This is a genomic window from Acinetobacter sp. KAM396 (assembly GCF_021602765.1).
Classification (GTDB): domain Bacteria; phylum Pseudomonadota; class Gammaproteobacteria; order Pseudomonadales; family Moraxellaceae; genus Acinetobacter; species Acinetobacter towneri_A.
This window is the reverse complement of record NZ_BPPH01000024.1, coordinates 1-13,637: the sequence shown is the minus strand read 5'-3', so window position 1 is coordinate 13,637 and position 13,637 is coordinate 1. Positions and strand designations below refer to the sequence as shown.

Below are 13,637 nucleotides of genomic sequence, written 5' to 3'. Positions count from 1 at the left end.
CCACAGTCAGGGAGAATGAAAATGACAATTTTAAAAGACATGAACGAACTGAACTGGTACGAAGTCTGCAATCTGGATGAGATCACTCCGAATACCGGTGTGGCAGCCCTGATTGAAGATCAGCAGATTGCAATTTTTCGCGTGGGTCAGGAACAGCGGGTGTATGCACTCAGCAATCAAGATCCATTTAGTCTGGCCAATGTCATGGCACGTGGCATTCTGGGTGATCTGCAAGGTGAGCGTGTAGTCGCATCCCCAATTTATAAGCAGCATTTCAGTCTGGTGACCGGCCGTTGTCTGGAAGAGCAAGACCAGAAATTACTGGTATTTCCAACCCGAATTGAAAATGGCAAAGTTCTGGTGAGTCCGACTCCACAAAAGACCTATATTTCCAGTAATGGTCAGAACACAGAGCGTTTAAAACTGGTACTGGTCGGAAATGGGCTGGCGGGCATGCGCTGTCTGGAAGACTTGCTGGATATGGCGCCAGATCGTTATGACATGACCGTGATTGGGGAAGAGCCATGGGGCAATTACAACCGGATCATGTTGTCACCGGTATTGTCTGGTGAGAAAAGCTTTGCAGAAATTATGCTGCATTCAGCCGACTGGTATGCCGAAAAAGGCATTCGATTCATCGCTGGAGATGCTGCCAGCTCTATCGACCGTTCACGTAAGCAGGTTCATACCGAAAAAGGTGAAATCGTTGCTTATGATCGTCTGATCCTCGCTACTGGTTCCAAACCCTTTATACCACCAATTTCAGGTGCTGAACTTGAAGGCGTGATTAGCTTCCGGGATATTCAGGATGTTAACCACATGCTGGATTACTGCAAAACCAAGCAAAATGCCGTCGTGATTGGAGGTGGGTTGCTGGGTCTAGAAGCAGCTTATGGACTGAAGCAGCAGGGGATGAATGTAACTGTGCTGCATCTGATGGACCGTATTATGGATCGTCAACTGGATATGAAAGCCAGTCAAATGCTGAAAAAATCAATTGAAGATAAAGGCATCCGAATCATCACTGAAGCCAACACCGAAGAGCTGCTCGGTATAGACGGCCACGTGACTCAACTGCGTTTAAAAGACGGGACAGTGCTGGATGCTGATTTGGTAGTTTTTGCCGTCGGGATTCGACCAAATAAAACTCTGGCTGAACAGGCTGGCTTGCGCTGCAATCGTGGAGTACTGGTGAATGACACCATGCAAACCTATGACCCGAGTATTTATGCAGTGGGTGAATGTATTGAGCATCGTGGTCAGACTTTTGGATTGGTTGAACCCTTATGGGGACAAGCCTTTATCTGTGCGACGCATCTGGCTGAACATGGCCGACTGACCTTTAAGGCACCGACTGTTCCGACCCAACTCAAGGTCAATGGATGTGATGTCTTCTCGGCCGGAAATTTTGAACCTCAGGATGATTTTGAAGATATCGTGCTGAATGATGAAAAACGTCAAATCTATAAACGGATCATTATCCAGCAGGACAAGGTCATTGGTGCTGTGCTATTTGGCGATACCGAAGATGGAGCTTGGTATGCAGAACTGATTGCGGACCAGACACCAATTAGCAATATCCGCAGCAAACTGCTTTTTGGTCGGGATTTTGCATTCAAAAAGGCAGTGTAATCGGATAAATCTCCTCCAACCCCTCTTGGATAAAGAGGGGAACCTCCCTCCTTTGCTAAAGGAGGGTTGGGGAGAATTAAAGCATTTAAGACATAGAAAAAATTTAAATCAAACCTGTAAAAGCTAGATATCAGCGTTTTGGTGAAACAAGTGAATTTGGATGATTAAGGAGCGCAGCAGCAATGAATAGTATTCCGGTTATGGAACTACATAGCTCTACTGAATCCCAAATAAAAACCACTCAGACGACCTGTCCTTATTGTGGAGTAGGCTGTGGTGTCATCGCGCACGTAAGCCAAACCTCGATGGGTGAAAAGGTTCAGATTGAAGGCGATGTTCAGCATCCTGCGAACTTGGGCAAGTTGTGTATTAAAGGCAGTCATCTTGCCGATACACTTGGCTTAAAAACCCGGCTTCTACATCCGATAACAGGTCGAAAAGAGCAGCGGCAAATAAGCACTTGGGATCATGCCATTTCAAGTATTGCCAATAAATTTCAGCAATGTATTGATCAGTATGGACGTGACAGCATCGCCTTTTATGTCTCCGGCCAGCTTTTGACTGAAGACTATTATGTGGTGAACAAGTTTGTAAAAGGCTATCTGGGTACTGCCAATATTGATACCAATTCAAGACTGTGTATGTCTTCTGCTGTGGCGGCACATAAAGGGGCTTTCGGCGAAGACTTGGTACCGGCCAGCTACACAGATTTTGAGCAGACAGAAATGGTGGTCTTGGTGGGTTCCAATACCGCCTGGTGCCATCCGGTGCTTTATCAGCGCATTATGAAAGCTAAAGAAGAGCGGGATTTATTTGTGGTGGTGATTGACCCGCGCTTTACTGCAACCTGTGAAGCGGCAGACTTACACTTGCCGATTTTACCGGGTCAGGATGTCGCGCTGTTTAATGGTTTGTTGCAGTATCTTCAGCAAAATGGTCATGCCGATCTTGATTTTGTTACGCGACATACGAAAGGTCTGGAGCAGGCGCTTGCCAGCAGCTTGACAGAGTCATCACTTGAAAGCGTGGCAAAACGTACCGGTATTGCTATTGAAAAATTAATCTTATTTTTTCAGAAATTTGCCCAGACCGAAAAAATCATGAGCCTGTTTTCCATGGGCGTAAACCAATCCTCTCAAGGCGTAGACAAGGCCAATAGCATTATCAACTGTCATTTATTGACAGGAAAAATAGGCCAACCCGGTTCAGCACCTTTTTCCATGACCGGACAGCCGAATGCCATGGGTGGACGGGAAGTCGGGGGGCTGGCCAATATGCTGGCCAGCCATCTGGATTTGGATAATCCGCAGCATCAGCAACTGGTGCAGGATTTCTGGCAAAGCCCGGTTATCGCGCGGCAGCCCGGATTAAAAGCAGTAGATTTATTTCAAGCAGTGGAAAGCGGGAAAATCAAGGCCATCTGGATTATGGCCACCAATCCGATCGTGAGTTTGCCCGATGCAGATCAGGTTAAACGCGCTCTGGAGAAATGTGAATTTGTGGTGGTTTCCGATATTTGTCTCGACACCGATACCACGCAATATGCCGATGTACTGTTACCGGCACTGGGTTGGGGCGAAAAAGATGGCACAGTTACCAATTCGGAGCGCCGTATTTCTCGGCAAAAGGCTTTTTTGCCGGCTCCGGGTGAAGCCAAAGCAGACTGGTGGACTATTTCCCGGGTGGCTAAAGCTTTAGGTTTTCGCGGTTTTGACTTTAAAAATAGCCATGACATTTTTCTGGAACATGCCCGTTTATCTGCCTATCAGAATGGTTCACTTTCGCAACGCGCAGATACGCCAAATTTCCGCTATTTCAACCTGCAAGGTTTAACTCATCTCGGTTTTGCGGAATATCAGAATCTGGCACCGATTCAGTGGCCGGTCTGGGATAAGCAAGAAGTTCATCAGATTGGTCAACTATTTAGTCAAGGCCAGTTTAGTCATGTAGATGGCAAAGCCAGATTGGTGCCGACGATTGCAGCCGATCCGGTACATGCTATTTCTGCTGAATATCCTCTGATTCTAAATACCGGACGCATTCGTGATCAATGGCACACCATGAGCCGTACCGGATTATCTGCCAGTTTATCCCAGCATCGTGCCGAGCCTTATTGTGAGCTGCATCCGCACGATGCGCTAAAATATGGCCTGAAAGATGCCGAGCTGGTCGAGGTGAAATCCGCTTGGGGAAGTTGTGTACTCCGTGTGCAATTTTCACAAAATATGCGACGTGGCCAGATTTTTGCACCGATTCACTGGAACGACCAGTTTGCGTCCGATGCGCGGATTGGAAAAGTGGTGAATCCGGTGGTTGACCCGATTTCTGGCGAGCCAGAATTTAAGCATACTCCGGTGATGATCCAGCCGTTTTATACCCAGTGGCAGGGCGTGTTGTATGTACGGGAAGGCTTTGAACAGCAGATTCAGACCATGATTGAAAATACGGTGTGGTGGAGCAAAATTCAAACCACTCAGGCCATCCGTTATGAATTGGCAGACCGTCGCCGTTTTTCTGACATCACCGGGCAGATCAAGAGCCTGTTAGCCTTTGATGATGAAAGCTTTGAATGGCTGAATCTCGAAGATCAAACGGCGCATATCAGTCATAGTGTGGTGCTTCAGGATGGCCAGTTAATTGCCAGTTTTTATATCGCACCGGCGGCACTATTGCCAGATCGTGACTGGGTGGCTGGCCTGTTTAGACGTGAACGTCTGAGTGCATTGCATCGTAAAGCATTGCTGGCAGGTCAGGCCATGTCGATGGGAAATAGTGAAGGGGCATTGGTCTGTAGCTGTTTTAAGGTCGGCAAGAACCGAATTATTCAAACCATTAAAGATAAAAATATCACGCATGAAAAACAGGTGACTGCATGTCTAAAAGCCGGAGGAAATTGCGGTTCATGTTTGCCAGAAATTAGAGGCCTGATTAAAGCCTGCCAGACGGAGTACATAGAATGAAAAGAAAAGCAGTTAAAACGGTGTCTTATCCGGAAACCGACGTGGTGATTCTGGCCGGAGGTTTAGCGCGGCGCATGAATGGCATCAATAAATTGCTGCACAAATTTGATGATGAAATCCAGCTGATTAAAATCCATCAGCAACTGAAGTCCCGGGCAAGCAAAGTCTGGGTCAATAGCCATCGGGATCACTCTATTTATAAACGGATGATTCCTTCGATTGATTTTTATCAGGACGATGAACCCGGCTTTCATGGACCATTGATGGGCATGAAGAGTGCCTGGTCACATGTACAATCTGATTATGTGCTGTTCGTACCTTGTGACGTGACCTATATTCCCAAAAAGGTCATTTCACGTTTACATCAGGCCTTGCAACGACATCCCTTATGTGAAGTGGCGGTAGTTGAAATCAATGAAAAGGCATTGTTTCCATTCTGTCTGATGAAACACAGCAGCTTACCCACGCTTATACAACATCTTGAAAATGATCAGCACAGTTTAAAACTCTGTTTTGCTGACATGCACATGCAGCGGGCAAGCTTTAAAAATCGTGCCCTGTTTTTTCACAGTATTAATTCATTTGATGAGCTACAGCAGCATCAACAGCTTAACTTTCTCTAGCGTTTAAAATGCTAAAAGTCGAATTATCATATTCTGGTTCACCAAAATATTGCTTTTTTTATTTTTCGAGCGAACTTTTGGACTAAAAAAGAACAAATATTACCCATTAATATTCATTAAACATAAATTTGTGCAAAGTTGGAACACTTATTGCTCATTCATTGTGAAGAAATAGGGTAGTAAATCAAGACTGTTAAATAACCGTGCAGATCTCATCATGGACCGCAGCAATGAACAGCATGACAGCTTTAGCACCTCGCAGTATCTTTCAGGATCAGTTTGGACGCCAGAAACGTAAGTTGCGGATCTCGGTGACTGACCGTTGTAATTTCAAATGCAGCTATTGCATGCCTGAACATCCGGAATGGATGAATAAAAAAGATTTGCTCAGTTTTGAAGCCCTGTATGCTTTTTGCGAGTTTATGGTGCGACACGGGATTGAGCAGATCCGGGTGACGGGTGGCGAACCGTTGATGCGTCAAGGCATCGTTCATTTTATTGCCCGCTTACAGACATTGAAAGCCTTTGGCCTGAAACGTATTTCCATGACCAGCAATGGCCATTATTTAAAAGATTATGCTCAGGCGCTTAAACAGGCAGGACTGGACGACATGAATATCAGTCTGGACAGTCTTGATCCAAAGCAGTTTCAGCAACTGACCCAAAAACAGTTACAGCCTGTACTTCAAGGAATTTCTGCTGCGCAGCAGGCAGGGTTGTCCGTCAAGATCAATAGTGTGCTGATCAAAGGCATCAATGACAATCAGATTATTCCTTTGGTGAAATGGGCACAGCATCAGGCTGTAGAACTGCGTTTTATTGAGTTTATGCCCCTCGATGGCGATCAGAAATGGAATCCGTCTGATGTCATCAGTGAGCAAGATATCTTGGATCAACTGAAAACCGAATTTGATGTCCGGGTATCTCAAGGACAAGGCGCCAATCCAGCCCGTGGCTATTTGGTCAATGGGCAGCCTTTGGGGATTATTACCACCATTACCCATTCATTTTGCAGTGATTGTGACCGTCTGCGCCTCAATGCCCAAGGTGAATTTTATAACTGTTTATTTGCCAGACAAGGCCTGAACCTTAAGGCAGATATCGAACAACTGGCGCTGGATCATTTCGCCACACAGACATTTCAGCACAAGCTCCACGCTTATATCTGGCATAAAGAGGCCGGCTTCCATGCGATCCAGCAATCACCAATACAAAAGCCGATCCGAAAAATCAGCATGCACAGCATTGGAGGGTAAATATGTCACTCACTCAGCAAAAATTAATTCATATCAAAATAGAAGCCTTCGGTGCGATTGAACGACAAATTCCCGCAGATTTAAATTTGCAATGCGAGTCTGAAATTCATGTTTCTGAAGTCCTGAACCAGTTGCTATCCCTCTATCCCGATATACAGCCCATGCTGGAACGTTGTGCCTGTGCAATCGGTGAAGACATTATTTCCAGACAGAATGTTTTAAATCGTGACAGTACGCTGGTGCTGTTATCGCCGGTAGCAGGAGGCTGAGATGCAACTCAAGTCACTAAAACAATTTGCCCGAATCCAGCAGACTGCTTTTAGTCTGGAGGATTTTGATGGTATTCAGCATTTTCCGGAATGTGGTGGAATCGGCATCTTTGTCGGAACAGTACGTAACCATCATCAGGGGAAAGCTGTGCGTGCCCTGAAATATACCGCCTATGCGCCTGTGGCTGAAAAAATGATTCGTGAAATTGAACAGCAGATCCAGATCAAATACCAGGTGTCTTATGTGCGGGTAGTGCACCGTATTGGTGAGCTGGAGGTTGGGGAAACAGCCATTATTGCTATGGCTTATGCGGCCCATCGTCGTGAGGCCTTCGCTGCCTGTGAGGAAGCTGTGGAACGGGTGAAGCATGAGGTTCCGGTCTGGAAAGAAGAGTTTTATCTGGATGGTAGCAGCCAGTATGTGGAAGGCTGTTGTATTCGAAAAGATCATGGACCTGAAACTAATCACTCTCATCATGCAGAAGAAGCGCATTGTCACCATCACCATGTAGCAGAACACGCTTGCCAATCACCATCTAATTAAATGCGTCCAATGAGGATGCATAAGATGAATCACTTTAAAACAGATTTTAAAAATTAGCCTGGGATGAATCATGAAAAATGTAGGGATGAAAGCAGAAAGTTACCGTACAGCAATTGCCACTGGAATCCTGCATGCACCGCCACATTGCATTGAGCTGCTACGTAATGGCAATACTGAAAAAGGTGATGCCCTGAAAACAGCACGCATTGCCGGCATTCTAGGTGCCAAACGGACCGATGAGCTGATTCCACTCTGCCATCCATTGCCGATTTATCGTGCCGATGTGGAATATGAACTGTGTGATGCACATGTCGAAATTATTGCTACCGTTGAAACCATTGGACCAACTGGTGTGGAAATGGAAGCTTTGACAGCGGTCAGTCTGGCAGGTCTGACCTTGTATGACATGCTGAAGCCGCATTGTGAACCGGAAGATTTGTCGCTGGATCAATGCAGGTTGCAGCAGAAAAAAGGCGGAAAATCACATTTTACCCGCGTACTTAAAGAGAGTCTGTCCGCTTCGGTTATTGTGCTGTCCGATACGGTTGCAGCAGGCAAAAAGCCGGACACTGCCGGACAAAACGTAATGGAAATTTTAAAAGAAGCCAATTTTGATTCTATTAGTTATCAGGTTATTCCCGATAGCCCAGAACAGCTCTTGACCCTGATTGAACAGCAGAAAAATCAGTATCCGCTGATTCTAACTGTGGGCGGTACTGGCTTAGGTCCTAAAGACCTGACCGTCGAAACCCTACAACCTTTGCTGCAACGGGAAATTCCCGGTTTAATGGAAGCTTCACGTAGTTTTGGGCAAAAACGTACCCCTTATGCAGCATTAAGTCGTGGCGTGGCTGGCTATATTGAGAACAGTCTGGTGATGACCCTACCGGGAAGTCGTCAGGGTGCGAAAGAATCTCTGATCGCGGTACTTCCGGCTTTGGTGCACTTGTTTGATGTGCAAAAAAATATCCCACATGCGGGGGGCTATCAATGAATCAGGCAATATCGCATTCAGCCTGCGGTGCTGAGCCGGGACTGATTTCTGTTGATCAGGCACTACAGATGATACTTGAGCAGACGAATGTCTTGGCAACTGAAAGCCTGCCGCTTGTTCAGACTCTGAATCGCTATCTGGCAAAAGCGATTGATTCGGCTATTCCATTGCCGCTGTTTTCACAAAGTGCTGTAGATGGCTATGCGCTTTGCAGTCCAGAAAATGTTAGTGCTCACAGCACTTTTGAACTCATTGGAGAGATTCGGGCAGGGCAAAGTACTGAAATTGAACTGCGGCCAGGTCAGGCGGTCCGGATTTTTACCGGTGCCAGGATTCCAGCAGGAACTACAACGGTCGCCCGTCAGGAAATTGTCAAATGCCATGCCAATCAAATCATTATTACAACAGACCTAAAGCCTCATACGGATATACGTGATGCAGGCGAGGAAATCGCACAAGGGCAGCGTCTGGCAGATGCAGGTCAAAAACTGCATGTAGGTGCAATTGCTGCTTTGAGCATGGCAGGCGTAAAGCAGGTTTCAGTCTATCGTTACCCTAAAATTGCTGTTGTGATTACTGGAGATGAAGTCGCTTCCAGCATTGAAGACCTGAATTCCGGAAAAATCTTTGACGCCAATGCTCCACTGATTCAGGCCTGGTTTCAATCACAGGGTCAAAACGTAGATATTCTGCATGTTTCAGATAATGAGTATGAGCTGCAAACGTTAATACATCGTCTTAAAAACCAATACGACTTCATATTGACCACAGGCGGGGTTTCGGTGGGTGATTATGATTTCATTCGTCCTGTTGCCCTGGAGCAGGGTTTTGAGCAGATTTTCTGGAAAGTGAAGCAGAAGCCCGGAAAACCGATGTTATTTGCCAAGTATCGTCGAGATGATCAAGGTTACTGTTATCTCTTGGGTTTGCCGGGAAATCCGGCTGCTGTGTATGTCGGGATGCAAATCTATACGACAACTTTACTGAATGCCTTACAAGGGCAAAAGCAGTCACCTGCATGGCTTAGTGCGGTAATGACACATGATTTGAAAGCGGATGCACGTGAACGTTTTTTAAGAATGGCTGCAGAATTTGATCAGGGTACTTTAAAGCTCAAAAGCCTGGCGAAACAGCAGTCGCATATGTTGAGTAATCTGATGCAGGCCAATTGTCTGGTACGTATTCCGGCAGCAACAGAAATCCAAGCCGGGCATGTGGTACAGGGTTTACTGATTTGAAATGCCTGTCGCAATTCTCAATATTCGAATCACATAGAATGAGAAAGATGGATTTATTCAAAGTTCTACTCACTGGCGTGCTGTTGACTAGCCCCATGCTGTATGCCGAAACAGTTAAAATATATGCCGCAGCCAGCCTGACCAATGCGATTACTGATATTTCCAGACTATATGAGCAACAGCATCAGGACATCCAGATCGTTCCGGTTTTTGCTGCGTCTTCGGTATTGGCGAAACAAATTGCGGCGGGAGCGAGCAGTGATCTATTTTTCTCTGCAGACCTAGACTGGATGAATGATCTGATCAAGAAACAAAAAATTCAGATCGGTCAGATTCGACCTATGCTTTTGAATGAACTCGTATTGATTAGTTCTATTCAGCAAAAAAATCAATTTAAAATGTCAGCTGACTTTAATTTTGCGAAAGCCTTTCAGGGTTATTTATGTACCGGACAAATGGAATCGGTGCCTGCTGGAAAATATGCCAAACAAAGCTTAACCAGGCTGGGCTGGTTGAATCAGCTTCGAGGCAGAATTGTCGGTACGGATAGCGTCCGTTCAACTCTCGCATTTGTAGAACGTGGCGAATGTCAGGTCGGTATTGTGTATAGAACTGATGCCTTGATGAGTAAAAAAGTTAAAATTTCAGGGGTGTTTCCAGCCAGAACACATCGTTCGATTGTGTACCCGATTGCTTTAACCCGGCAGGGCCAGAAAAATCAGGCAGCAGTCCAATTTTCTAAATTTATCCAGACGAGTCCAAGGGCCAGGCAGATTTTCCAGAAATATGGTTTTAAGCTTAAGGTAGGCTAACTGCTCATGCTTACACCAGAAGAACTGAGTGCCTTGATGCTTTCAGCCAAAGTAGCGGGCTTTGCCACAGCGGTGTGTCTGCCATTTGCTATCGCCGTAGCATGGTTACTGGCGCGTTATGAATTCAGGGCCAAATTTCTCGTAGAGGCAATATTGCAGATGCCTATGGTGCTACCGCCGGTAGTACTGGGCTATCTTCTGCTCCTGCTATTTGGTCATCAGGGTATGCTGGGGCAATATCTACATAAATGGGGAATTCAGCTGATATTTAACTGGAAAGGTGCGGTACTGGCAGCAATGATTGTGGCATTTCCTTTAATGGTTCAACCAATTCGCTTGTCTTTTCAAATGATCAACCGGCAGTTAGAACAGGTGGCAGGATCTTTGGGCGCCACACCATGGCGGGTATTCTGTAGCATTAGCCTGCCTCTGGCTTTGCCTGGAATTTTAATCGGCAGCATTTTATGTTTCAGCCGCAGTCTGGGAGAATTTGGTGCCACGATTACCTTCGTTGGCAATATTCCAGAAGAAACCCGTACCATTCCCATCGCCATTTATAGCCTGTTACAACAGCCTGATGGAGAAAGTATGGCTATGCGTTTGGTCATTTTATCTCTGATTCTGGCTTTTTCAGCCTTGATTGCAAATTACTGGATCATGCAGAAGTATCAACGTAAATTGGAGGGCTAAGATGCTGAAGTGTGATTTTCAGTTTAATTACGCAAATTTCCAGCTACAGGCCAATCTGGATATGCAGACGCAGTTGATTGGTATTGTGGGGGCATCGGGAAGTGGAAAAAGCACCTTTTTAAAAAATATTGCAGGGCTATTAAAACCATCACACGGCTTTATTCATTTCCAGCAAAAAATATTATTTGATCATCAGCAGAAACTAAATATTCCTGTTCATCAAAGAAAAATAGCCCTGATTTTTCAGCAAGCCTTACTGTTTCCGCATCTGAATGTCATGCAGAATTTGAAATATGCAGAACAGCTAAATATAAAAAATAAAAATCAGCAGAAATTTATGTTTGAAGACATTGTGGAGTTACTCGAATTAAAGCCACTACTTCGGCATCGGGCGCATCAACTTTCTGGTGGACAGGCACAGCGCGTTTCTATTGGACGTGCACTTTTATCTTCTCCCGATCTATTACTTTTGGATGAACCTTTAAATGGACTGGATCAAAAGCTGAAAAACCAGATTTTACCTTTTCTGAAAATTGTGATTAATCAAACAAACTTACCCATGATTTATGTGACTCATCATATAGATGAAGTGGCGTATTTAGAGGCGCAGATGCTGCATTTTGAAAAGGGAAAAATAGTCTGATTCAATGCTGCACCGATTTAAACCAGCAATGACTCCGAGTGGGTCATCCTCTCGCTGTTTTGCTCATAATGCCTCAGAAGATATCTATTTTTAAGAAAGAAACATCTAATTTAAGAGCTTGAATGTAAATTATTTTATGTAAAACAATATCTTATTTTATTTTAAAAGTAATCTGGCATGACCTATGCATATATCTAATTAAAGTCAAAGAAGACTCTACATTTGTATGACGGCCAATGACGTCCGTTCTGATCGTTACTGATATGCCTTGTGCATCACAGTGACTTAAATACGTTCAGTTCTGGTAAGGAAATGGCTATGTCTTCAAATACAAGTCTCAATAAAGCAACAAAAATAAGTCTATTTAACTTCAGTAGTTCAGCGATGCGGGCCTTCCATATGAGTTGGCTCGCTTTTTTTGTCTGTTTCTTTGCGTGGTTTGCCTGTGCACCGTTAATGCCAGTGATTGCCGGTGAATTCAGCCTGACCAAAGAGCAGATCGCCAATATCAATATTGCCGCAGTCGCCATTACAATTCTGGTGCGTCTGATCGTGGGGCCGTTGTGTGATAAATACGGTCCGCGTAAAACCTATACCGCCTTACTGATTATTGGCAGTATTCCGGTGTTTGGTGTGGCGTCGGCCAACAGTTATGAATCTTTCTTGTTTTTCCGTTTATTGATTGGCGCCATCGGTGCCAGCTTCGTGATTACTCAATATCATACCAGTATCATGTTTGCGCCAAATGTGGTGGGAACGGCAAATGCAACTACAGCAGGTTGGGGGAATGCCGGTGGCGGTGCGACTCAAGCCCTGATGCCTTTAATGCTGGCTGCTTTGGTGATGTTCGGTGTAGAACAGGCAATGGGATGGAGAATTGCACTTCTGGTTCCGGGTATTCTGATGATCATTGTCGGTGTACTGTACTGGAAATTCACCCAAGACTGTCCACAAGGCAATTTTAAAGAACTCCGTGCTGAAGGTATTTCTGTTGGTAGCGATAAAAAAGGCGGCCTTGCCATCTTAATGCATGCCGCACGTAACTACCGTGTGTGGATTTTGTTTGGCGCTTATGCAGCCTGTTTTGGTATTGAAATTTTCATCCATAACATTATTGCTTTGTACTTTGTCGACAACTTCCAGTTTGGCCTAAAAGAAGCAGGCATGGCTGCCGGGATTTTTGGTTTACTGGCATTGTTTGCCCGTGCCTTGGGTGGCATTGTTTCAGACAAAGTTGCGATTCAAAAAGGTCTGGATGGTCGAACCAAAGTCCTGTTTGCCTTGATCATGCTGGAAGGTCTGTTTCTTATTCTGTTTTCGCAAATGAACAGCGCGACCTTGGCTATTATGGCTATGACCATCTTTGCCTTGTTTACCCATATGGCATGTGGCGCTACCTATGCACTGGTGCCTTTTATCGACCGTGATGCCTTGGGCGGTGTGGCCGGTATTATTGGAGCAGGTGGCAATGTCGGCGCGGTGGCTGCGGGTTTCCTGTTAAAAGGCATGCTGGATATTCAAACCACTTTGATGGTACTGGGTGGCTTGGTGGTGATTGCTGCAAGTTGTGTGTTGATGATCCGTTTCTCTGTCGAGCATAAAGAAAAAGAACAGCGTTTATATGAACAGGCCGTGACTGAACGTCATCTGGCGGAAGTACAGCAATAACACAACACGCCCTGATATAAAATGAATTGACAAAAAGGATAGCAATATCCTTTTTGTTGTTTTTGCTAACGCAATAATAAAATGATGAGCTATATATTCAGGATAGGAAAATATTATTTAAAAAGTACAGAATGGTTGAATTTATCGAATAAAAGTAAAATCATTTATAGTTTATATGTTTAATTTGAGATGAAAAAATTAGATCTCTTGCGAAAGTAAAAACCACCTCAATCTAAGTTTCATGAGATATCAGAACTTAAACCGTTTTTCAGATTCTGAATTTAAACGCTTGGTTGGCGTACCTCGAC

General features: G+C 44.9%; 12 protein-coding genes. All 12 read left to right on the top strand.

Annotation, left to right across the window (positions count from 1 at the left end; translation table 11 throughout):
• Nucleotides 1-21 precede the first annotated feature (21 nt).
• Nucleotides 22-1,632, top strand: coding sequence for a nitrite reductase small subunit NirD (gene nirD / locus L6C30_RS11010; protein ID WP_236163079.1), 1,611 nt, complete (start codon nucleotides 22-24; stop codon nucleotides 1,630-1,632).
• 182 nt (nucleotides 1,633-1,814) lie between these two features.
• Nucleotides 1,815-4,592, top strand: a complete 2,778-nt coding sequence (locus tag L6C30_RS11005) for a nitrate reductase (protein ID WP_236163080.1) — start codon at nucleotides 1,815-1,817, stop codon at nucleotides 4,590-4,592.
• Entirely contained in the window at nucleotides 4,589-5,215 is a 627-nt protein-coding gene (locus tag L6C30_RS11000; RefSeq protein ID WP_236163081.1) for a molybdenum cofactor guanylyltransferase, read from the top strand. The genes L6C30_RS11005 and L6C30_RS11000 overlap by 4 nt, the downstream gene beginning before the upstream one ends.
• Before the next feature lie 230 nt (nucleotides 5,216-5,445).
• Nucleotides 5,446-6,471 carry a GTP 3',8-cyclase MoaA gene (gene moaA, locus L6C30_RS10995; RefSeq protein WP_236163082.1) on the top strand — a complete coding sequence of 342 codons (1,026 nt, stop codon included), beginning with the start codon at nucleotides 5,446-5,448 and terminating at the stop codon, nucleotides 6,469-6,471.
• Between the two features lie 2 nt (nucleotides 6,472-6,473).
• Entirely contained in the window at nucleotides 6,474-6,740 is a 267-nt protein-coding gene (locus tag L6C30_RS10990; protein ID WP_004280351.1) for a MoaD/ThiS family protein, read from the top strand.
• Nucleotide 6,741: 1 nt separating this feature from the next.
• Entirely contained in the window at nucleotides 6,742-7,284 is a 543-nt protein-coding gene (locus L6C30_RS10985; RefSeq protein WP_004646997.1) for a molybdenum cofactor biosynthesis protein MoaE, read from the top strand.
• Nucleotides 7,285-7,354: 70 nt separating this feature from the next.
• Nucleotides 7,355-8,278: a bifunctional molybdenum cofactor biosynthesis protein MoaC/MoaB gene (gene moaCB, locus L6C30_RS10980; RefSeq protein WP_004646996.1), complete on the top strand. Its 924-nt coding sequence runs from the start codon at nucleotides 7,355-7,357 to the stop codon at nucleotides 8,276-8,278.
• Entirely contained in the window at nucleotides 8,275-9,516 is a 1,242-nt protein-coding gene (locus tag L6C30_RS10975) for a molybdopterin molybdotransferase MoeA (RefSeq protein ID WP_236163083.1), read from the top strand. The genes moaCB and L6C30_RS10975 overlap by 4 nt, the downstream gene beginning before the upstream one ends.
• Before the next feature lie 47 nt (nucleotides 9,517-9,563).
• Nucleotides 9,564-10,328 carry a molybdate ABC transporter substrate-binding protein gene (gene modA / locus L6C30_RS10970; RefSeq protein WP_236163084.1) on the top strand — a complete coding sequence of 255 codons (765 nt, stop codon included), beginning with the start codon at nucleotides 9,564-9,566 and terminating at the stop codon, nucleotides 10,326-10,328.
• Nucleotides 10,329-10,334: 6 nt separating this feature from the next.
• On the top strand, nucleotides 10,335-11,018 hold the full coding sequence (gene modB, locus L6C30_RS10965; RefSeq protein ID WP_180049389.1) for a molybdate ABC transporter permease subunit: 684 nt from the start codon (nucleotides 10,335-10,337) through the stop codon (nucleotides 11,016-11,018).
• A gap of 1 nt (nucleotide 11,019) precedes the next feature.
• Nucleotides 11,020-11,661, top strand: a complete 642-nt coding sequence (locus tag L6C30_RS10960) for an ATP-binding cassette domain-containing protein (protein ID WP_236163085.1) — start codon at nucleotides 11,020-11,022, stop codon at nucleotides 11,659-11,661.
• A gap of 318 nt (nucleotides 11,662-11,979) precedes the next feature.
• Complete coding sequence (locus L6C30_RS10955) at nucleotides 11,980-13,329, top strand: MFS transporter (RefSeq protein ID WP_005170866.1); 1,350 nt, start codon at nucleotides 11,980-11,982, stop codon at nucleotides 13,327-13,329.
• The last annotated feature ends 308 nt before the right edge of the window (nucleotides 13,330-13,637 follow it).